The 20052-nt window shown below is 66.2% G+C and carries 19 protein-coding genes, 1 tRNA gene and 1 pseudogene; 4 read left to right on the top strand and 17 right to left on the bottom strand.

From position 1 onward, the window contains the following. Window positions 1-7: 7 nt before the first annotated feature. The 5 genes from JO236_RS21485 to fabG all read right to left on the bottom strand — a co-directional run bounded on the left by JO236_RS21485 (window position 8) and on the right by fabG (window position 5166). Complete coding sequence (locus JO236_RS21485; RefSeq protein ID WP_293335340.1) at window positions 8-685, bottom strand: GntR family transcriptional regulator; 678 nt, start codon at window positions 683-685, stop codon at window positions 8-10. A 4-nt stretch (window positions 686-689) separates the two neighbouring features. Further along, window positions 690-1883: an acyl-CoA dehydrogenase family protein gene (locus JO236_RS21480; RefSeq protein ID WP_293335337.1), complete on the bottom strand. Its 1194-nt coding sequence runs from the start codon at window positions 1881-1883 to the stop codon at window positions 690-692. Then, window positions 1880-3076 (bottom strand): CoA transferase, encoded by a 1197-nt coding sequence (locus tag JO236_RS21475; RefSeq protein WP_293335334.1) that lies wholly within the window; start codon window positions 3074-3076, stop codon window positions 1880-1882. Before JO236_RS21475 ends, JO236_RS21480 begins: the two co-directional genes overlap by 4 nt. Then, window positions 3073-4290, bottom strand: coding sequence for an acetyl-CoA C-acetyltransferase (locus JO236_RS21470; protein WP_293335331.1), 1218 nt, complete (start codon window positions 4288-4290; stop codon window positions 3073-3075). Before JO236_RS21470 ends, JO236_RS21475 begins: the two co-directional genes overlap by 4 nt. Before the next feature lie 96 nt (window positions 4291-4386). Then, a complete protein-coding gene (fabG, locus tag JO236_RS21465; RefSeq protein ID WP_293335328.1) occupies window positions 4387-5166 on the bottom strand; it encodes a 3-oxoacyl-ACP reductase FabG in 780 nt (259 codons plus the stop codon). Window positions 5167-5229: 63 nt separating this feature from the next. On the opposite strand from fabG, the gene JO236_RS21460 reads away from it, so the two are divergent. Continuing rightward, window positions 5230-6393: an acyl-CoA dehydrogenase family protein gene (locus tag JO236_RS21460; RefSeq protein WP_293335325.1), complete on the top strand. Its 1164-nt coding sequence runs from the start codon at window positions 5230-5232 to the stop codon at window positions 6391-6393. Window positions 6394-6473: 80 nt separating this feature from the next. On the opposite strand, the gene JO236_RS21455 is transcribed toward JO236_RS21460, so the two are convergent. The 5 genes from JO236_RS21455 to JO236_RS21435 form a co-directional block, all read right to left on the bottom strand. Then, window positions 6474-7550: a phosphotransferase family protein gene (locus tag JO236_RS21455; RefSeq protein ID WP_293335322.1), complete on the bottom strand. Its 1077-nt coding sequence runs from the start codon at window positions 7548-7550 to the stop codon at window positions 6474-6476. Window positions 7551-7594: 44 nt separating this feature from the next. Then, window positions 7595-9343 carry an ABC transporter ATP-binding protein gene (locus JO236_RS21450; RefSeq protein WP_293335319.1) on the bottom strand — a complete coding sequence of 583 codons (1749 nt, stop codon included), beginning with the start codon at window positions 9341-9343 and terminating at the stop codon, window positions 7595-7597. Continuing rightward, on the bottom strand, window positions 9340-11904 hold the full coding sequence (locus tag JO236_RS21445; protein WP_293335316.1) for an ABC transporter ATP-binding protein/permease: 2565 nt from the start codon (window positions 11902-11904) through the stop codon (window positions 9340-9342). The genes JO236_RS21450 and JO236_RS21445 overlap by 4 nt, the downstream gene beginning before the upstream one ends. A 134-nt stretch (window positions 11905-12038) precedes the next feature. Continuing rightward, on the bottom strand, window positions 12039-13268 hold the full coding sequence (locus JO236_RS21440) for a fatty acid desaturase family protein (RefSeq protein ID WP_293335313.1): 1230 nt from the start codon (window positions 13266-13268) through the stop codon (window positions 12039-12041). A 13-nt stretch (window positions 13269-13281) separates the two neighbouring features. Beyond that, entirely contained in the window at window positions 13282-14412 is a 1131-nt protein-coding gene (locus tag JO236_RS21435; RefSeq protein WP_293335310.1) for a ferredoxin reductase, read from the bottom strand. Window positions 14413-14637: 225 nt separating this feature from the next. Here JO236_RS21435 and JO236_RS21430 point away from each other — a divergent pair, with 225 nt between their 5' ends. Continuing rightward, window positions 14638-14859 (top strand): hypothetical protein, encoded by a 222-nt coding sequence (locus JO236_RS21430; protein WP_293335307.1) that lies wholly within the window; start codon window positions 14638-14640, stop codon window positions 14857-14859. A 94-nt stretch (window positions 14860-14953) separates the two neighbouring features. Here the strand turns inward: JO236_RS21430 and JO236_RS21425 are convergent. After that, window positions 14954-15037 (bottom strand) — tRNA-Leu (locus JO236_RS21425). 109 nt (window positions 15038-15146) lie between these two features. Between JO236_RS21425 and JO236_RS21420 the strand changes: the two genes are divergently transcribed. After that, window positions 15147-15527 carry a hypothetical protein gene (locus tag JO236_RS21420; RefSeq protein ID WP_293335304.1) on the top strand — a complete coding sequence of 127 codons (381 nt, stop codon included), beginning with the start codon at window positions 15147-15149 and terminating at the stop codon, window positions 15525-15527. Beyond that, complete coding sequence (locus JO236_RS21415; protein ID WP_293335301.1) at window positions 15524-15841, top strand: DUF3817 domain-containing protein; 318 nt, start codon at window positions 15524-15526, stop codon at window positions 15839-15841. The genes JO236_RS21420 and JO236_RS21415 overlap by 4 nt, the downstream gene beginning before the upstream one ends. A gap of 224 nt (window positions 15842-16065) precedes the next feature. On the opposite strand, the gene rdgB is transcribed toward JO236_RS21415, so the two are convergent. The 6 genes and pseudogenes from rdgB to JO236_RS21385 all read right to left on the bottom strand — a co-directional run. Beyond that, the gene (rdgB, locus tag JO236_RS21410) at window positions 16066-16680 is read right to left on the bottom strand and encodes an RdgB/HAM1 family non-canonical purine NTP pyrophosphatase (RefSeq protein WP_293335673.1); all 615 of its coding nucleotides are present in this window, start codon (window positions 16678-16680) and stop codon (window positions 16066-16068) included. Further along, a complete protein-coding gene (rph, locus tag JO236_RS21405; protein ID WP_293335298.1) occupies window positions 16677-17456 on the bottom strand; it encodes a ribonuclease PH in 780 nt (259 codons plus the stop codon). The genes rdgB and rph overlap by 4 nt, the downstream gene beginning before the upstream one ends. A 23-nt stretch (window positions 17457-17479) precedes the next feature. Continuing rightward, on the bottom strand, window positions 17480-18265 hold the full coding sequence (locus tag JO236_RS21400; protein ID WP_293335295.1) for a cyclic nucleotide-degrading phosphodiesterase: 786 nt from the start codon (window positions 18263-18265) through the stop codon (window positions 17480-17482). A gap of 71 nt (window positions 18266-18336) precedes the next feature. Continuing rightward, the gene (gene murI, locus JO236_RS21395; RefSeq protein ID WP_293335292.1) at window positions 18337-19155 is read right to left on the bottom strand and encodes a glutamate racemase; all 819 of its coding nucleotides are present in this window, start codon (window positions 19153-19155) and stop codon (window positions 18337-18339) included. Next, the gene (locus JO236_RS21390; protein WP_293335670.1) at window positions 19152-19841 is read right to left on the bottom strand and encodes a rhomboid family protein; all 690 of its coding nucleotides are present in this window, start codon (window positions 19839-19841) and stop codon (window positions 19152-19154) included. The genes murI and JO236_RS21390 overlap by 4 nt, the downstream gene beginning before the upstream one ends. A gap of 58 nt (window positions 19842-19899) precedes the next feature. After that, a pseudogene (locus JO236_RS21385) lies at window positions 19900-20052 on the bottom strand (hypothetical protein); the annotation flags it as partial.

Here is a 20052-nt window from a genome sequence, read left to right as displayed (position 1 = left end):
CCTACTGCTACGCCCCTTCCGCAACGACCCCGCGTTCAACGAGATGCTCGATCAACGGAACCGCCCCGGCGGCAAGGTGTTCCGACATCGCGACACGGGCGGCCTGGCCATCGCGCTGCTCCAGCGCCGACAGCACCCGGCGATGGTCGTGCACCGACTGGTCGGGCCACCCCTCGATCGTCGGGAAAACCGATTCGGGCGCATAACGAGTGATCTGTGACATCAGCTGGGCGAGCTTGGGCGAGTCCGCGGCAACATTGATGGCTCGATGGAATTCGTGGTTGAGCCGAACCGTGCGTTCTTCGTCATCGGTGGCGTAGGCCTTCTCCAGCTGAGCCTGGATCTCCTTGAGTTCGCGCAACTGGTCATCGGTCACATTGACCGCCGCCCGCGCGGCGAGCTCGCCACCGACATGCGCCTGCACGTTCGCGACGTCGGCCAGGTCTCGGCCGGTCACCGGCAAGACCATAAAACCACGGTGCGGCTGTTGGGCAACCCAACCCTCGGCACGCAACGCGAACAGCGCCTCGCGCACCGGGGTGACGCTGATCCCCAATTCCGCGGCCAATTGGTCCAGCCGAACGTACTGTCCCGCCGCATAGGTGCCGTCGAATATCCTGCGTCGGACAAAACGCGCGACATCCTCCGAAAGCTGGGGCCGCACAGCGAAATCCGGGTTTGTCATTGCGTCAGATCCGATACTCCGCGAGCAGTCGCTTGCTGATGATCTGCTTCTGGATCTCGCTGGTCCCCTCGCCGATCAACAGAAACGGCGCGTCGCGCATCAGGCGTTCGATCTCGTACTCCTTGGAGTAGCCATAACCGCCGTGAATCCGGAAGCTCTGCTGGGTGACCTCCGAACAGAACTCGCTGGCAAGATATTTGGCCATTCCCGCGGCAACGTCGTTGCGCTCGCCGGAGTCCTTGAGCCGCGCCGCGTTGACCATCATCAGGTGTGCCGCTTCGACCTTGGTGGCCATCTCGGCGAGCTGAAAAGCGACGGCCTGGTGGTCGGCGATCGGTTTGCCAAAGGTCCGCCGCTGCTGGGCATATCGCGCCGCGAGCTCGAATGCGCGAATGCCGACACCGCACGCCCGCGCCGACACGTTGACCCGCCCGACTTCGATGCCATCCATCATCTGGAAAAAGCCCTGCCCAGGTGTACCGCCGAGGACGTCGTCCGCGCCGGCCTGGTAACCGTCGAAGATTAACTCGGTGGTGTCGATGCCCTTGTAGCCCAGCTTGTCGATCTTGCCCGGGATCACCAGCCCCGGCATCACTTCACCGAAACCCGTTGGCTTCTCAACGAGAAACGCGGTCAGGTTGCGGTGTGGCTTGTCCGACCCCTCGTCGGTGCGCACCAACACGGCAACCAGCGTCGAACTGCCGCCGTTGGTTACCCACATCTTCTGCCCGTTGATCGTGTAACCCCCCTCGGGGTTGCGTTGGGCGCGGGTGCGGATCGCGGCGACATCGGAGCCTAACTCGGGCTCCGACATGGAAAATGCGCCGCGGGCCTCGCCGGTCACCATCCGCGGCAGGAAGCGCTGCTTCTGCTCGTCGGTGCCGTGTTGGCGCAGCATGTAGGCGACGATGAAGTGGGTGTTGAGCACCCCGGAGATGCTCATCCAGCCGCGGGCCAGCTCTTCGACACACAGCGCGTAGGTCAGCAGCGACTCCCCCAGGCCGCCATGCTCCTCGGGGATCATCAGTCCGAACAGGCCCATTTCGCGCATCTGGTCGACGATGTGCTGCGGGTAGGTGTCGGCGCGCTCGAGTTCCGCCGCAGCGGGAATGATCTCTTTGTCGACGAATTGCCTTACCGTAGCCACGATCTCGCTCTGGAATTCGGTCAGCCCGAGCGTCTGAGCGAGCCTGGTCATGCTCCGTTGCCTCCGATCGTTTTTGCGTCCGTCAAACGCGCAATGTCGGCAGCCGTCAATCCGAGCCGCTGCGTGAGCACGTCGACGGTATCTTGGCCCAGCGCGGGCGCCGGCGCGGCGGCGGCATGGGCGCCGTCGAACGCGGCAGGCAGACCCGGGGCGTAATAGTCACCGACGCCCGGTTGGCTCAGCAGGGCGAACAGCGGGTTGGCGGTAACCCGCGCATCTGCGGCGACCTCCGCGAACGTCCGGTAACGCTCGAACAAGACTGTCGTTTCGGACAGCGCCGCGCTGATCTCCTCTGCCGTGTGATCGGCGAACCAGGTGGCGAACAGGCCCGACAGCACGTCGCGGTACCGGTAGCGGTCACCCTCTATGGCGAAGTCCACGCTCAGCGCCTCGGCGAGCGCCGACACCGCGGTCTCGACGCCAGTGATCTTGACCAGGTCGCGAAAGTGCCTGCCGGTCAACAGCACAACCATGAACGCGACACCGTCGCCACTGGTGAAGTCCTGGCCGTACTGGCCGTAGATGGCGTTACCCAGCCGCTCTCGTTGAGTGCCGATCACCTGGGGCTCGGTCAGCAGCCCCAGGTTTCCGGCGGTGGCCAGCGCGACGTCCTCCAGCGCCAAGCTGATTCGCGCGCCCGCACCGCTCTGATCACGATGACGCAGCGCTGCGACGAGGGCCAGCGCGGCATACAGGCCGCAGGACACATCCCACGCGGGCAGCACGTGGTTGATCGGACCGGCGTGACCGGGCGGACCGGTGACGAGCGGATATCCGATGCCCGCGTTGACGGTGTAGTCCACCGCGGTTGATCCATCGCCACGCCCGAGCAGTTGCACGTGGATGACGTCAGGACGCTCGGCAGCCAGGAGGTCATGGCTCAGCCAGGGCAGGACGGCGTTGGTGACGACGACGCCGTCGCCCTCGACGATCAGACGCCGGACCAGCTCCTGGCCCTCCGGAGAACGCAGATCGATTGTGGCCGAGTGCTTTCCCTTGTTCAGCCCGGTCCAGTAGATCGAGGTGCCGTCGGCGCTCAGTGGCCAGCGCTGGACGTCGGAGGCACCGCCGATCGGATCGACGCGGATCACCTGCGCGCCAAGCTGACTCAGCGTCATACCGCACAGGGGCGCGGCGACGAAGCTGGACACCTCGACGACGGTGATCCCGGTCAGCGGGTTCACGCCGGCGCGACCCGTTCGAAGACCGCGGCTAGGCCTTGGCCACCGCCGATGCACATCGTCTCCAGCCCGTAGCGGGCCTGGCGGCGGTTGAGTTCGCGCGCCAGGGTGGCCAGCATCCTGCCGCCGGTCGCGCCGACCGGGTGGCCCAACGAGATTCCCGAGCCGTGCACATTGGTCCGGTTGCGGTCGGCGGCACCGAAGTCCCACTCCCGCATCACCGCAAGTGCCTGGGCGGCGAACGCTTCGTTGAGCTCGATCAGGTCGATGTCGCCGAGTTGCAGCCCGGCCTTGGCCAGCGCGACCTTGGTCGCGGGCACCGGGCCGATGCCCATGATGTTGGGTGCCACACCGGCCTGGCCCCAGGACACCATGCGGACCAACGGCGTCAGGCCGTATTCCTCGGCCTTCGCAGGTGTGGTCACCACGCACATGGAGGCCGCGTCGTTCTGTCCGCTGGCATTGCCGGCGGTCACCGTCGCATCCGGATCGTCCTTCAGTAGAACGGGTTTGAGCTTGGCCAAGGATTCCACCGAAGCGTCGGCGCGCGGATGCTCGTCGGTGTCGATCAGATCCTCGCCCTGCCGGGCGCGTACGGCAACCGGAATGATTTCCTCGGCGAGGATGCCGTCCTTCTGCGCGGCCACGGCGCGCTGGTGCGACGCCACCGCGAGTTCGTCCTGCTCCTGGCGGGAGATGCCGTACGAGCGGCGCAGGTTCTCGGCGGTCTCCAGCATTCCGCCCGGCACCGGGTAGTCGCGGCCGCCGGCGGTCGTGCGACCGCGGGCGAGTCCGTCGTGCACTTGAACACCGGAACGGGCGCCACCCCAACGCATGTCGGTGGAATAGAAGGCAACGTTGCTCATGCTCTCGCAGCCGCCGGCGACGACGAGATCGTTGTCGCCACTGCTCACTTGCAGGCACGCCTGGATCACCGCCTGCAGGCCCGACCCGCAGCGGCGGTCGACCTGCATGCCCGGAACCGTCACCGGCAGGCCGGCATCCAGCGCCACCACGCGGCCGATCGCGGGCGCTTCGCTGCTCGGATAGCAGTGCCCCAAGATGACGTCCTGCACCGTGTCCGGCGCGATGCCGGTTCGGTCCAACAGGCCCTTCAGGGCCGCTACCCCAAGCTCGACTGCGGTCTGGGACTTGAACATTCCGCCGTATCGACCGATAGGGGTCCGCACGGGTTCACAGATGACGGCTGCAGGCATGGCAACTCCCGGGTTGTGGGCGAGTGTAAAGGGGCCGAGCAGACGCAAAAGCACCCAAAATGGGCCCAAGAAGGGTGCTTTTGCGTCTGCTCGCCATCAGAGGTGCCGGCCGCCGGTGATTTCCATGACGGTCCCGGTCATGTACGACGACAGATCCGAGGCCAGGAACAGCGCCACGCTGGCGACTTCGCTGGGCTCGCCGGCCCGACCCATCGGCACCTCGGCCACCTTCGAGTCCCAAATGCGTTGCGGCATAGCCTCAGTCATGGCCGAGCGAATCAGGCCCGGGGCGATCGCGTTGACCCGGATGCCCAGGTAGGCCAGCTCTTTGGCGGCCGCCTTGGTCATGCCGACGATTCCGGCCTTGGCCGCCGAGTAGTTGGTCTGGCCGATCATGCCGACCTTGCCCGACACCGAGGACATGTTGATGATTGCGCCCCGCTTGTTTTCCCGCATGATCGCGGCGGCGAGCCGGGTGCCGTTCCACGTTCCCTTCAGGTGCACCGAGATGACCTGATCAAACTGCTCTTCGGTCATCTTGCGCATGGTCGCGTCGCGGGTGATCCCCGCGTTGTTGACCATGATGTCCAGGTCACCGAAACGGTCCACGGCCGTCTTGAGCAGCGCGTCGACGTCGTCGGCCTGAGTCACATTGCAGCGCACCGCCAGAGCCACGTCCGCCCCGCCCAACTGCTTGGCCGCGACCTCGGTCGCCTCGAGGTTCACATCGCCGAGCACCACCCGGGCACCCTCGGCGATGAATCTCTCCGCGATCGCGTAGCCGAGTCCCTGTGCTCCACCGGTGATGACCGCCGTCTGACCGCTCAGCAATGGCAACTGGACCACACACCCTTCGTTTCCATTTTCATATTTCATATACGATATTTCCCAAACACGGTACCCGACGACAAACCAGCCACCAAGAGGAGTGCGGAGCCTATGACCGCTGGACAAGTCTCCGACGACGACTTTCGGGAAATCCTGGCCCAGACCCGCCACTTCGTGCGGACCTGCGTGGTTCCTCGCGAACAGGAGATCCTCGACGACGACCGAGTCCCGGACGACCTGCGCGACCAAGCCAAGAAGATGGGGTTGTTCGGATACGCGATCCCCCAGGAGTGGGGCGGGCTGGGCCTGAACCTCATGCAAGACGTCGAGCTGGCGATGGAGCTGGGCTACACGTCGCTGGCGTTGCGCTCGATGTTCGGCACCAACAACGGCATCGCCGGCCAGGTGCTCGTCGGCTTTGGCACCGAGGAGCAGAAGGCCCGCTGGCTGGAGCCCATAGCGACGGGGGAGGTCGTCGCCTCGTTCGCGCTGACCGAGCCCGGCGCGGGATCCAACCCCGCCGGCTTGAAGACCAAAGCCGTTCGCAACAACGGCGATTGGGTGATCAACGGCCAGAAGCGGTTCATCACCAATGCTCCTGTCGCCGACCTGTTCGTGGTCTTCGCACGCACCCGCCCGGCCGACGACAAGGGCTCGGGCATCGCGGTCTTTTTGGTCGCCGGCGACAGCGACGGTGTGGAGGTGGGCGCCAAGGACGCCAAGATGGGCCAGGAAGGGGCGTGGACCGCCGACGTGAACTTCGTCGACGTGCGGCTCGGGGATGACGCGCTGATCGGGGGCAGCGAAGACATCGGCTACCGGGCGGCGATGACCTCGTTGGCGCGCGGCCGGGTCCACATCGCCGCGCTCGCCGTGGGTGCGGCCCAGCGTGCCCTCGACGAATCCGTCGCCTATGCCGCCACCGCGACCCAGGGGGGCACGCCGATCGGAGGCTTTCAGCTGGTGCAGGCGATGCTGGCCGACCAGCAGACCGGGGTGCTGGCCGGCCGGGCTCTCGTCCGGGATGCGGCGCGGCTCTGGGTCACCGACGAAGATCGACGCATCGCCCCGTCGGCGGCCAAGCTGTTCTGCACCGAGATGGCAGGCAAGGTGGCCGATCTCGCGGTTCAGGTTCACGGCGGCAGCGGTTATATGCGCGGTGTCCCGGTGGAACGGATATACCGGGACGTGCGCCTGCTGCGCCTCTACGAGGGCACCAGCGAGATTCAACGGCTGATCGTCGGTTCGAACCTGATCAAAGGGGTCCAGCGATAAGCGAATGACTCATAGAGAGGGTCGCGTGCATCTGGCCGCGCGCGGACAGGGCCGCGCGCACGCCGTCCGGATGGCCGAGATCAACTGATGAGTTCGAGCGTCCCGAGATCGCGGATCGCCCGACAGCCCCGTGACAGCATGGTCAGCACCATGTCGTCGCCGCGCTCGGTGGCGGCGGCGAAGGCAAAGCCCAGCGCCGAGATCAGCGGAGCCTGCGGAACACCGAGCCGGTAATCACGCCAACATGTTTCGCGGTCGTAGTCGGCGACGCCATAGCCCGACAAGGTTCGGTGATAATCGGCGACGAGGTCCTTTTCGATGCTTGCGCGCAGCTCCGGATCCAGGCTGGTAGCGGTGAAGTAGGCGAGATCCCTTGTCGGCAGGCCCACCCCGAGGGTCTGCCAGTCGACCACGCTCACCCGCGTTCGCTCGGGGTCGAACAGCAAGTTGTCGAGGCGATAGTCACCATGCAACAATGCGAATCGATCATGCTCGGTCAGCAGCCAAGGCGCCACTAAAGCCATTGTCGCGGCGAAGGTCTCGCGGTCCTCGGCAGTCATTCGGTCGCCGAGCTTCTCCAGCGTGATTTCGGCGGCCATCCGCGCGACCTCCCCCAGGCCCTGGGCGCCGGCTTCGTCCGGTCGGCCGAACGCGATCGCGGGAAAATCCAGCCAACCGGGATCACACCAGCTGGGCGCGTGTAGACCCGCTATCGCGGCGACCGCCAGCCGCGCCTCCCGTTCACCGCAGCCCGCGAGCTGATCGCCCTGCACGGCCGGCGCCTGGTCGGCCAGCAGCAGGGCGTAATCCATTGCGTCCTCGCTGATCTCGCAGTAGTAGCAGGTGGGGACCGGTACCCGCACCCGATCCGCCACGGACGTGTAGAACGCACATTCGCTGCGATACCCGATGACGACGCGGCCGCGCACGGTGTCGTCCTGGGCGGGCAGTTTGATCACAAATGTCGACGGCAAATCGGCTGGATCGGTGCCGTAGCTGGCCGTCACGCGATACGTGGCACCGGTTTGGCCGGTGCCGATGGCCGCGACCTCCACTTCGGACACCTCGACGGGCGCGCCTCGCCGGCTGAGTACCGTCGACAACCACTGGGGGGTCACGTCGGTGGGGTGCCGCGGGATCGACAGCAAGGCACTCACGACGACAACTGTAAGGCATACCGCATGAGCCTCGTCCAGGCCCGCTACTCGGCGAGTATCCGCCAGTCCGCGGCCTCGTTCTGCTGTTGCCAGAACTCGCTGAAACGTCCACCGGCGCCGAGCAATTCGTCGACAGTACCGTCCTCGACCACGTGGCCGTCGTCGACGAACAAGACGCGATCGGCGTGCCGGATGCTGGCCAACCGGTGGGCGACGATGACTCGGGTGCGCGATTGGGGATCGGCGGTGAGCGCGTCGACCACCGCGACCTCGTTCTCGGTGTCCAGCGCGCTGGTCGCCTCATCAACGAGCAGCACGGGCGCGGCTTTGAGCAGCGCGCGCGCAATGCTGACCCGTTGCCGTTCGCCGCCGGACAGCGCCGAGCCGGCCTCGCCGACGATAGTGGCGGCCCCGTCGGGCAGTCGTGCGGTGAGTTCGTCGACCCGGGCCAATCGAACGGCCTCGGCGACCTGATCGTCCGCCGCGCCGGGGTCCCCGGCGAGCACGTTCTCGCGGATCGTCCCATGGAACAGGTAGGGGTGTTGGAACACCACGCTGCTGGCCGCGCGGCGAGCCGCCGGTTCCAGTGCCGTCGCGTCGACGCCGTCTATCAGGACACGGCCCTCCGTCGGCTGATGCAGGCCCGCGATCAACGCGAGGATCGTGCTCTTTCCCGAGCCGGAGGGGCCGACGATCGCCGTCGTGCCGCCGGGGCGCAAGGAGAAGCTGACGCCGTCGAGCGCCCGTACACCGGCGCGGTAGCCGAACGCGACATTTTCGAAGGTGATACGCGGGGCCGCCGTGCCGTCCCGCAAGCTGTCGGGCAACGCGGCGTCTCCGGAGTACACGCCCGGCGCCGTGAGCACCGAGCGGATTCGGTCGAGTGTCGCGCGGGTACTTTCCAGCGCCGGCGCCAGCTCGCTGACAGCGGTGAAAGGTTCCAAGTAGCGCGCCGTCACGATGATCAGCGCGATGGCTTCGAGCACCGTGAGCGTGCCAGCGACGGTCAGCGCCGCAGTCGCACCGGCCAGCCCGATAAGGGCCAGTTGACTGGAGATGCTGAACAACAGTTGGCCCGGAATTTGCATGCCCAGCAACCGCATCGCCGCGCTGTGCTGCGCGCTCAGCGCGTTGCCGACCAGGCTTCGCGCCGGCTCGACGCGCCGGGCGGCGCGCAACGCCTGCTGGGTTCGGGCGAATTCGATGATCCGCTCGGTGAGCGCGCTGTTGGCTCTACCAGCGGCGGCATCGGCGCTGCGCGAAAGGCGAACCGAGGCCCACAACGAGCCGAGCAGCAACGGCACTCCGGACAGCGCTGCCAGGCCGAGCTGCCAGGAGATCGGCAAGAGCGCCAGCGCGATGACCGCCGGCAGCAGGATCGCGCTGGTCAACGGTGTCAGCAGGTTGACCACCAGACCGACGAGTTCGGGGCCGGCCGCGGCGATCGCCTGCCGCGCCGTCGCGGTGTTGTCGGCGGTGAACCAATCCAGCCGGACATTCGGAATCCGGTCGGCCACGTCGTGCTGGGTGCGGTCCAACACAGCGAATCCCAGGTCGAAACCGATCCGCGCCGTGACGGTGTCGACCGCCCAGCCGGTTGCGGTGACGGCCGTTAACCAGCCCAACCAGGCCAGTGCGCGTTGCGGTGCGTCGCTGAACAACGCGCCCAGCAGCGGGACGAGCAGCACCGCGCCCACCGCGCGCAGCACGACGGAGACGAGGGCGAGCACGACATAGCTGAGCACGTTGGCGCGGCGGTCGGCTGGAACGAGTCCTATCCAGGTGCGGATCATCGCGCCCCCTCCCGAGCCGCGCCGACGGGCACCGGGCCCCGGCCCGTCTCCCAGAGCCGGCGATAGCGTCCGTCCGCTGCGAGCAACTCGTCGTGGGTGCCGCGTTCGACGACGCGTCCGTGTTCGAGTACGACGATCTGGTCGGCTCCGGTAACGGTGTGCAACCGATGAGCGATCACGAGGACGGTGCGGTCCCGGGTCAGTCGGTTGAGTGCTTGCTGCACAAGGTATTCCGATTCCGGGTCGGCGAATGCCGTGGCCTCGTCGAGAATGAGGATCGGCGTGTAGGCGAGGATCGCGCGGGCGATGGTCAGGCGTTGCCGTTCCCCACCCGATAGTCCGGTGCTGGCGCCCAGCACGGTGCCGTAGCCGTCCGGCAGGCGTAGCACACGATCGTGGATTTGCGCCGCTCGCGCGGCCGCCTCGATCTGCGCAGCGGTGGCATCCGGGACGGCCAGCGCGATGTTCTCGGCGACGGTCCCGTGCACCAGCTGGGTCTCCTGCAGGACGAAACCTACCCGGGTATACAGCTGGTCGGCGGTCAGCGACCGAATGTCTTGTCCCGCTACGTGTATCGCTCCCTGCTCCACGTCGTGGAACCGAGCGAGCAGGGCGGCCAGCGTCGACTTGCCGGACCCGGATGGACCGACCAGCGCGGTCACGGTGCCCGGCGGCAGCTGTAGCGAAACGTCGCGGATCACCGGGACACCGGGACGGTAGCCGAAGCTGACGTGGTCGAACACCACCGTCGCGGGCGTATCCGCGTCGGGCCGGTCCTGCACTGCGAGTTCGGGCTCGGTGAGGGTGGTCTGCAGGCGCCGAGCGGCCTGCATACCGCCGCGGACGCCACCGAGCCCGTAGCCGATGCCCAGCAGCCGGGCGCCAAACGTGGTGCCCAACAACAAGAACGGCAGCACGTTCACCGGATCCATCTGATTGCTGACGACCAGCAGAGTGCCGGTGACGGCGATGAGCCACAGGAAGGTCGAGGGCCGGGTGGCCAGATCCATGAGTGTCTTCTTGCCCGTAAACGGGCGCTGCCAGGCGACCAGGAAGCCGACGTACTCGTCCAGCCGGCGCCGGAAGCTCGACGCCGCAGCACCACCGAAGACACGGATGACCGGCTGGCCTTCCAGGTAGGCGGCCGCCTCGGTGTTCATCCTCTCGGCCCACCTCTGCGCTTGCACGATGCGCGGGCCGGACTGGACCGTCAGCGCCGACATCGTCACCAGGTAGACCAGGACCGGCCCGAACAACACCAGCGCCACTCGCCAGTCGACGACGAACAGATAGATCAGTACGGTCGCCGGCGCGACCACCGCGTTGACGGCGTCAGGAATGGCGTGCGTGACCAGGTAAGGCAGCGACAGCGTGTCGTCCTGCACCAGCTGTTTGATGGACCCGGAGCCGCGCGCGGTGAACCAGCCGAGCGGTAGCCGCGACAGTTTGCCCAACAGCCGCGAGCGCAGGTCGCTGGCGAACCGGGCGTCGACGGCGTGCAGCCAGAGCGTGAGGGCGGCACCCAGCACGGTGCCCAATCCGAGCAGCGAAACGGCCGCGATTGCGACGTTCCACAATCGGGACTCGCCGGCACCCGACAGCAAAAGGCGAGCCAGCTCCACCAACAACACATACGGAGCCAGTTGCAGCAGCGTGAGCACGGCTTGCAGCACCGCAGAGATGATCAGGGCCGTGCGCAGCGGTGCCAGCAACTGGCCCGCGGCCTGGGTACGCCAAGTGCCGCGGGATGGCGGTTTGGTCAACGTCTCTTCTTGCGCCGCAACGGCTTCCGACTGACCGTTGTCCGGCTCGCCCTCGCGGCGGATGCCCATTTCGCGCCCGGCATTCCAATACGCCTGGGCGTGTACCTCGGATTTGGGGAACCCGAACGCGTCGCGCAGCCGCTTGCGGACGTTTTTGAGCGCGCCGGCCTCGGGTGTCGCCCAGCAATACCAGTTCGACCAGTCCCGGGTTTCGATCGCTTCGGCCAGCGATGTCTCGTCGCGCCGGTGAACCCAGTGCACCCGCAGCAGCGGATGCTGCGTAATGGGGATTAGCGGGTCGTTGTCGTCGTGCTGTTCGAGGTACATCTCGATCGCGACGTCCTCGGGGACGGTGCCGATGATTCCGTTCATCCCCGGGATCGACGCCGAGTCTCCGATCAGCAGGTAGCCGGCGGGCTGTTCCTCGGGTTCGTCGAATCGGGACGAGCCCATGAGCGACATGACCCCGATGGTCGTGCCCGGTGTGACGGTGCGGGCCCACGTCGACGCCGGGCCGGCGGGGTCATGCAGCACGACGTCGACCGCGAAGCGTCCGGTCGACGCGTCCGCTTCGGACAGCGTATAGGCCCGCTGGAATTCGGCGTTCGACCCGTTCGGGTCGGGGAACCAGAATCGCAACCACGCCGCCGGTTCGGCTTCGGCGTCTTCGAACAGGGTCGACGACTCCATCCGTATGCGCACGAAATGCGGTGCGATCATTACGGTTTCGCGCACGGTCGCGATATGGTCGCGCGCGCCGAACCCGCGCAGTATCGCACCCTGCAGCCCGCGTGCCATCACCGACCTCTCCCGTGGCGGTGTGTTGCGCCACGACCTGTCCGATCGGGCCGCCGGGCGCGATCTCATCCCAAACTAAGGGTTACCTTACCCGTCGGTCAACCGGGTGCGAGCCGTGTCGGGCTGGCACGTCCTCAAGCCGCGCGAGCGCCGCGTAGTTCGCGCAGTGCGGTGCGCAGGCCGCGCCGTTTCCCCGTGTCGGGGTCGACGAAGCTTTCCCGTAACCCGTCGCGGACCCGAAACGTCAACTCGGAACGGGTCTCCGGCGCGTCATCGGATGTCGCCCTGAGCAGCTTGTCTGGCAACGCGAGCTTGAGAATGGTCCAGAACGACTGCCAGTACTGCCGGCCAAGGGAGCCCGTGGTGTAGGGCAGGTCGTACTTCTCACACAGCTCGCGGACCCGCACCGAAATTTCCGCATACCGGTTGCTGGGCAGATCCGGAAACAGGTGGTGCTCGATCTGATAGCACAGGTTGCCACTGATGAACGCCATCAGCGGCCCGGCGTTGAAGTTCGCCGATCCCAGCATCTGGCGCAGGTACCATTCCCCCTGGGTTTCGTTCTCGAACTCCTCGACGGTGAATTTCTCGGCGCCGTCGGGAAAGTGACCACAGAAGATCACCATGTAGGCCCAGTAATTGCGGATCAGATTCGCCGTCATGTTGGCCTTGAACGTGTGCTTCCAGTTGCGCCCGGTGAGCGCGGGGAACACCAGATAGTCCTTTCCGGCCTGTCTGGCGACCTTCTTGCCAATCACCCGCAGGTCCTTGCCGGCCTCGGCCCAGGTCTTCTCCTTCTTGCGGATCTTGCGCGAGTCGATGTGATGCAACGCCACACCCCACTCGAACAGTGTGCCGAGCAACAGGTTGTAGAAGGGGTTGCCCAACATCCAAGGCTCCCAAGGGTCGTCGCGGGTGACGCGCATGATGCCGTACCCGACGTCCTCGTCGAGGCCGACGATATTGGTGTACTTGTGGTGCACGAAATTGTGCGAACGCTTCCACTGCACGCTTGGGCAGGTGCTGTCCCACTCCCATTCGGTGGAGTGGATCTCCGGGTCGTTCATCCAGTCCCATTGACCATGGGTGATGTTGTGCCCGAGTTCCATGTTCTCAATGATCTTGGCCATCGCGAGCATCCCCGTCCCGGCCAGCCACGCCAGCTTGTTCCGGCTGGCGAACAACGCAATTCGGCCGCCCGCCGCCAGCGCACGCTGTAGCTGAATGGACCGGCGGATGTACCGCGCGTCGCGGTCACCGCGGGATTCCTCTATATCGGCGCGAATCGCGTCCAGCTCGCGCGCGAGCTGCTCCACGTCTTCGGTGGTCAGGTGGGCGTATTCCTTGATGTCAGTAATGGCCATCGGTTCGTTCTCCTCAGATCTTGATGGTGCAGTCACCGGATGCGGTGGAGATGCATGTATTGATGCGATCGCCTTCGCCGTGTTCGGTCCCGGATCGGAAGTCGCGCACGTGTCCTCCCTCCAGCGGAAGCACACAGGTCTGGCAGATACCCATCCGGCAACCGAAGGGCATTTGAATGCCGACCTTCTCGCCGGCCTCCAAAATTGATGTGGCACCGTCGATTTCGATGCTCTTGTCGGATATCGCGAAGTGGACCGTTCCCCCTTCGCCGCCCTTGTCCGTGGCAGCGATGGTGAACCGCTCCATGTGCAGGAGATCGCTGCAATCCGCGCTTTTCCAGAGGTTCTCGGCGGCGTCCAGCAGGGCGGAAGGGCCGCATACCCAGGCGGGGCGTTCGTTCCAGTCCGCCACGATATCCTCGAGTTTGTCGAAGTCGAAGTGCCCCTGAGCTTCGGTGAGCTGCAGGTGAAGTTGATAAGTCGGCTCGCTACTTTCCAGTTCGCGCAACTCGTCGTGGAAGATCACGTCGTCCGCGCTGGGCGCCGAGTGAATGTGCACCACGTCCGGATGTTCTCCGCGGGACTTGAGCGTGCGCAACATGGCCATCACCGGGGTGATCCCGCTGCCCGCCGTGATGAAGAGAGCCTTCTGCGGCGCCGGGTCGGGCAGCGCGAAATCTCCCTTCGGAGCCGCCAAACGCACGATGGTGCCCGGTTTCACGCCGTTCACCAAGTGGGTCGACAGGAAGCCCTCGGGAGTGGCTTTGACGGTGATGGTGATGTTGTTGTTGTCGCGGCGCGGAATTGACGTCAACGAGTACGAGCGCCAATGCCAGCGACCGTCGATCCGCAGTCCGATGCCGACATATTGGCCCGCGCGGTAGTTACCCGAGAAGCCCCAACCCGGTTTGATCGTCACGGTCGCCGAGTCTGCCGTTTCGGGATGGACGTCGACGATGGCGCCGCGCAGTTCGCGCGCGGACCACAACGGATTGAGCAGTTTGAGGTAGTCGTCGGGGAGCAACGGCGTGGTCGCGCGCGCGGCGAGTCCGCGTGGCACGTTCACCCAGGGCGTAGAACCGGTCTGGACGCCTTTCGCTGGCGCCTTGCTCCACCGCATGAGGCTGCGAAGTGTCGAACCCATAGTTCTTCTCTCAGTGATCTGGTTGACGGTTTTCCGCGGCAGTAACGAACCACGATTTCTGACGGCTTCCCCATCGCACCGTTCGATAAACACTTGTTCGCTGAAATGCGCGAGTCGCGTCGTGGGGCTTCCAAGGCGCAGGGGCGGCGACGAGCGCATGCCGAGCGCTCTGACCTGTTCACCTCGCGGGTTGCAGCCTAGGTGGGCCGGGGCAAGATGTGAGTCGTGAGTTGGACGAGGCGTGAGGGAAGGGCGCTCGCGAATTTAGCGCTCACCGGCGAAGCGCTGTTCGCTGAGCTCGATGGCTATCTCCGCGTGCACAATCCGCATCTGACGGACATCCGGGTGGAGCAGGCAAGCCCAACCGACGGGTACGACACACATGGCCGACTGCCTCGGCGGTGGTACAGCGTCACCTACTTGGCCGACGATGGCGAGGGTCAGTAGGGCGGTCAGGTACGCGGTTCGATTAATTGCGACCACCGCTGCTGGCTCAACTGAAGAGACCCGTCGAACTGGGTAAACACGCATACCGCCTCGGTGCGGGCGGAGGGACTCGAACCCTCAAGCTCTCACGAGCAATGGCACCTAAAGCCATCATGTTTGCCAATTTCATCACGCCCGCGGCGCTGCTGATCGTACCGGTTGTGGGTGCTGACGAAACTGGTGTGACCGGCGCATCGCGGATTGAAAGTTCGAGCCGACGTCATGACCGCGCGCTGTACCGTCATGGGGTGTCCACTACACACCGTCGGAGGCCCGCGGCGATCGCTCTGGTGATCGTCGCCTCCTGTGGCTGCCTGGCCCTGGGCTGGTGGCAGTGGACACGATTTCAGTCGGTGTCGGGGACCTACCAGAACCTGGGCTACGCGCTGCAGTGGCCGCTGTTCGCCTGGTTCTGCGTCTACGCGTATCGCAAGTTCGTCCGTTACGAAGAGGAGCCACCCGATCCGCACCGGAGCGGCACCGTGACCGAGCTCCCCGCCGGACTGTTGCCGGAACGCCCCAAGCCCGCACAAGTGCCACCGGAGGACCCCGCGCTGCGGGAGTACAACGCCTACCTCACCGAGCTCGCCAAGAACGATGCCGAAAAGCAGAACAGGACCACCGCATGACTGCACCCGCCGGCAACATCCGCACCGCGCTGCTCGCCTACCGAATCATGGCCTGGACGACGGGGATCTGGCTGATTGCGCTGTGTTACGAGATCGTGTCGCACGTGGTGTACAAGCACGAGATCCGGTGGATCGAAGTGGTGCACGGCTGGGTGTATTTCGCTTACGTGCTGGCCGCGTTCAACCTGGCGATCAAGGTCAGGTGGCCGATCCTCAAGGCCGTCGGCGTGCTGTTGGCCGGAACCATCCCGCTGCTGGGCATCGTCGTCGAACACTTCCAGACCAAAGACGTCAAGGCCCGCTTCGGGTTTTAAGGACTCGGTTGACGCATCCATGGGTCTGCCCTTAAGTCCCATCCGCCGCAGCGAGCTCTGCGGGGGGCAACACTTTTTGCCCGGCTTCGAGCGACACCGTCAGCTGAAGCCGTAGCGGCTATAGCGCCAGTCGCTCGGAGCCGGGCAAATCGTCGATATCCCCTCTCCGCGAGGCCACCGGGTCAGGTGAGGTCACGGGGTCAGGTTTGGACTGGCCTCACCTTTCACGGCGCCGCCAGAGCGCGCAGCGCGGGCAGCAGCAGCGCGAGCGCGCGACCACGATGCGACACCGCGTCCTTCTCCTCCGGGCTGAGCTGCGCCGCGGTGCGATCGGACCCCACGGGAACAAAGACGGGGTCGTACCCGAAGCCGCCGTCGCCACGGGGCTCCCGGGCAATAGTGCCGGGCCACTCACCGCGGACGACGATCTCGTTGACCCCCCCGTCCGCCGAGACCAGCGCGCAGGCCGACACGAACGCGGCACCGCGCCGCTCGTCGGGCACGTCACGCAACTGCGCGAGCAGCAACGCGGTGTTGCCGGCGTCGTCGCCGTGGCTGCCCGCCCACCGCGCCGACAGCACACCGGGCATGCCGTTGAGCGCGGCCACTTCCAAACCTGAGTCGTCGGCGACGGTAACCAGACCGGTCGCGGCAACGGCGTCGCGCGCCTTGGCCAAGGCGTTGTCCTCGAATGTCGCGCCGGTTTCCGGCGCTTCGTCGAACGGCGCCACGTCGTCGAGAGACACCAGAGTCAACCCGGACAAGCCGGCGCCGTCCAGCACCCGGCGCAACTCGGCCAGCTTCTTACGGTTGCGGCTGGCGACCAACAGCCGGGTCAGCTTCCGAACGCCTTCGGCGGCGCCGCGCCCTCGGGCAGCACACCCGGGTACGGCAGCTCCAGCGCCTCGCGCTGCGCGGTGAACAACTGATCGCAGGCGCCCAGCGCCATGTCGAGCAGCTTGTCCAGCGTCGACCGCGGGAACGTCGCGCCCTCACCGGTGCCCTGAATCTCCACCAGGGTGCCGGTGTCGGTGGCGACAACATTCATGTCCACCTCGGCGCGCGAATCTTCCTCGTAGGGCAGGTCCACGCGAACCCGGCCGTCGACCACACCGACGCTGACAGCCGCGATCGCACACGACAGCGGCCTGGGATCCGACAGCTTGCCCACCGCCGACAAGTAGGTCACCGCGTCGGCCAGCGCCACGTATGCGCCGGTGATGGCGGCGGTCCGGGTGCCGCCATCGGCTTGCAGCACGTCGCAGTCGACGGCGATCGTGTTCTCCCCCAGCGCCCTCAGGTCGATGCACGCCCGCAGCGATCGGCCGATCAACCGACTGATCTCCTGGGTGCGACCGCTCAGCCGGCCTTTCACCGATTCGCGATCCGACCGATCATGGGTGGCCGACGGCAGCATCGCGTACTCGGCGGTGAGCCAACCCAGGCCGGAGCCCTTGCGCCAGCGCGGCACTCCGTCGGTCACGCTGGCGGTGCACATGACCTTGGTGTGGCCGAATTCGATCAGTACCGAACCCGCAGGGTGCTCGGTAAATCCGCGGGTGATGACGACGGGGCGAAGCTCGTCGTCGAGGCGGCCGTCTTCTCGTTTGGACACGCAGCCAAGACTAGACGTGTCGATCAGACCGGCTGCGTGTGCCGGACGACGTCGAACGTCTCGTCACACACCACCGCGTGCACGGGACCGTCGAACTCGGCCTTCGCCTCGCTGATCACATCCTCGCGGGACGTCCACGGCGGAATGTGCGTCAGGAGCAGCTCACGGACGCCGGCCTGCGCGGCGGCGCGACCGGCCTCGGTGCCTGACAGGTGCAGGGCGGGCGGGCGGTCCGGAGAATGCGTCCAGGAGGCCTCGCAGAGAAAGACGTCGGCGCCGCGCGCCAACTCGACAAGCTGGTCGCAGGGGCCGGTGTCGCCGCTGTACACCAGCGACGCGCCACCGGGATCGGTGATTCGTAGGCCGTACGACTCGGTCGGGTGCGACACCACGCGCGGCACGACCGTCAGGGCGCCCAGTGTTACCGGTTCACCGTCGACCCAATGATGTAGCTCGAAGATGTCCGAGCAATCGTCGATCTCGCCGCCATACGGCGACGATGCCGCGCCCAACCGCGACCACGTGTCGCTCGGCCCGTACAACAGGGCCTTCCCGGCGGGACGCGAGGGGTGGTAGCGGCGCCAGACGAAAAGACCGGGCATGTCCAGGCAGTGGTCGGCGTGCAGATGAGACAACAGCACGTGCACCGAGGCGGGATCCGTGTGTCGTTGCAGCGCACCGAGAACTCCCCCGCCGAAGTCGATGACCAAGGGCGGCGTGTCCGGCGCCCGGAGGAGGTAACCCGAGGCAGGCGAATCCGGACCCCCGACGCTGCCGGAACAGCCGAGCACCGTTATCCGCACGGACACTACTGTGCCATGTCCGATAGCACGATAGGGAAAACATTGCCGCATTCGCTTGACCGATTCATCTGGCACACCTAGTTGACACGAGAGCGAGGGTGTGTTGGTTGCACACCGGTCACGGTGGGTCCCAGGAATCGCGCGGCAAGCCTGGTGAATGCCTCAGGATCGCCGGTCGCCTCGAACCCCCGGGTAGCGGGGGGCGCGCCGTGCGGACGCAGTAGATCCGTCTCGGTAAGCACACGCAGCACTTCCTTGGCGGTCTCCTCGGCGCTGGAGACCAGCGTGACGTTGTCACCCATCGCTAGTTGAATCAGCCCCGACAGCAGCGGATAGTGCGTGCAGCCGAGCACGAGGGTGTCCACCTCGGCACGCTGCAGGGGCTCCAGATAGCCCTCGGCCAGGCCCAGGATCTGCCGACCGCTGGTGACGCCGCGCTCCACGAAGTCGACGAATCGTGGACACGCGACGGCGGTGACCTCGGTATCACGAGCGGCGGCGAACGCGTCCTGGTAAGCGTGCGAGGTGATGGTCGCGCGGGTGCCGATGACGCCGATGCGGCCGTTGTGAGTGGCCGCGACGGCTCGTCGTACCGCCGGCAGGATCACCTCGACGACGGGCACGTCGTAGCGCTCCCGAGCGTCCCGCAGACATGCCGCGGACGCCGAGTTGCATGCGATCACCAACGCCTTGACGCCGCGGGCCACCAGATCGTCGCCGATCCTCAGAGCGTGCGCGCGGATCTCGGGGATGGTCAGCGGGCCGTAGGGGCCGTTGCCGGTGTCGCCGACATAGATGATGTCCTCGTCGGGCAGTTGATCGATGATGGCCCGCGCCACGGTCAGCCCCCCGACGCCGGAATCGAAGATCCCGACGGGCGCCAGTGGCGAATTCATGTCTTCAGACGCGAGACGTCGGTTTTTCTGCGCGCCCGTGCATTGCGTTCCGGAGCGGATAGCAGATACGCGGCCACGACCCCGGCGATCGCTCCACACAAGTGGCCCTGCCAGGAGATGCCGCCGCAGCCACTGTGCAACACCGGCATCGCGCCGAGCAGCACACCGCCGTAGAGGAGCAAGACCACCAGGCCGATGACGATGTCCCGCAGCTTACGCACGAACAACCCGAACACCAGCAGGAAGGCCAGCCAGCCGAAGATCAGGCCGGAGGCACCGATGTGATCGGTCGGGCCGCAGTTACTACCCCAGTTGCCGATAAGCCAGGTGCCGAAGCCACCCAGGATCCACACGATCGCGGTGGCCCAGACGAACCGGGACAATCCGGCCAGCGTCATCAGGAACCCGAGCACGAGCATCGGCACCGTGTTGGCCATCAGGTGCGGCCAACCGGCGTGCAGCAGCGGGGCGAAGATGATCCCGCACAGGCCGTCGGTGGTATCCGGCCTAATGCCGTTGGCGTCCAACCTGTTGCCCATCAACTGGTCGACCAGCTCGATCAGGTAGAGCAACGCGACAAAGGTGAGGATCGTCGCTCCGCCCACCACCCAGCGCGGCCGCTTGTCCGGCTGCGTAGCCGGCGTGCGCGGATGGCCTGACCTGTTAATGGCGCCGCTCCTCCTTATCGCTTCGCATCAAGGCTACCGGCGCACGTGCAGGCGCCGCTCCTCCTCATCGCTGCGCTCACCCGCCCGCGGGTCCGCCCCCGAATGCTCCCGGCACCACGTCGCGGTAGGTCGGTATGCCGGCCACCGACTCCGCGGTCAGCACACCGGCCAGCACGGCGCGGGCCAGGCAGTCCGCCCCGGCGGCACCCACCGCGGTGATCAGCGGGGT

Origin of the sequence: Mycobacterium sp. (assembly GCF_019247635.1) — a bacterium.
Taxonomy (GTDB): Bacteria; Actinomycetota; Actinomycetes; order Mycobacteriales; family Mycobacteriaceae; genus Mycobacterium.
This window is presented reverse-complemented; position numbering and strand designations above follow the sequence as displayed.

Bases quoted from the DNA above. Each gene is read 5' to 3' on its own strand.
- JO236_RS21485 (WP_293335340.1), bottom strand. From the start codon at position 685: ATGACAAACCCGGATTTCGCTGTGCGGCCCCAGCTTTCGGAGGATGTC.
- JO236_RS21480 (WP_293335337.1), bottom strand. From the start codon at position 1,883: ATGACCAGGCTCGCTCAGACGCTCGGGCTGACCGAATTCCAGAGCGAG.
- JO236_RS21470 (WP_293335331.1), bottom strand. From the start codon at position 4,290: ATGCCTGCAGCCGTCATCTGTGAACCCGTGCGGACCCCTATCGGTCGA.
- fabG (WP_293335328.1), bottom strand. From the start codon at position 5,166: ATGAAATATGAAAATGGAAACGAAGGGTGTGTGGTCCAGTTGCCATTG.
- JO236_RS21460 (WP_293335325.1), top strand. From the start codon at position 5,230: ATGACCGCTGGACAAGTCTCCGACGACGACTTTCGGGAAATCCTGGCC.
- JO236_RS21450 (WP_293335319.1), bottom strand. From the start codon at position 9,343: ATGATCCGCACCTGGATAGGACTCGTTCCAGCCGACCGCCGCGCCAAC.
- JO236_RS21445 (WP_293335316.1), bottom strand. From the start codon at position 11,904: ATGGCACGCGGGCTGCAGGGTGCGATACTGCGCGGGTTCGGCGCGCGC.
- JO236_RS21440 (WP_293335313.1), bottom strand. From the start codon at position 13,268: ATGGCCATTACTGACATCAAGGAATACGCCCACCTGACCACCGAAGAC.
- JO236_RS21435 (WP_293335310.1), bottom strand. From the start codon at position 14,412: ATGGGTTCGACACTTCGCAGCCTCATGCGGTGGAGCAAGGCGCCAGCG.
- JO236_RS21415 (WP_293335301.1), top strand. From the start codon at position 15,524: ATGACTGCACCCGCCGGCAACATCCGCACCGCGCTGCTCGCCTACCGA.
- murI (WP_293335292.1), bottom strand. From the start codon at position 19,155: ATGAATTCGCCACTGGCGCCCGTCGGGATCTTCGATTCCGGCGTCGGG.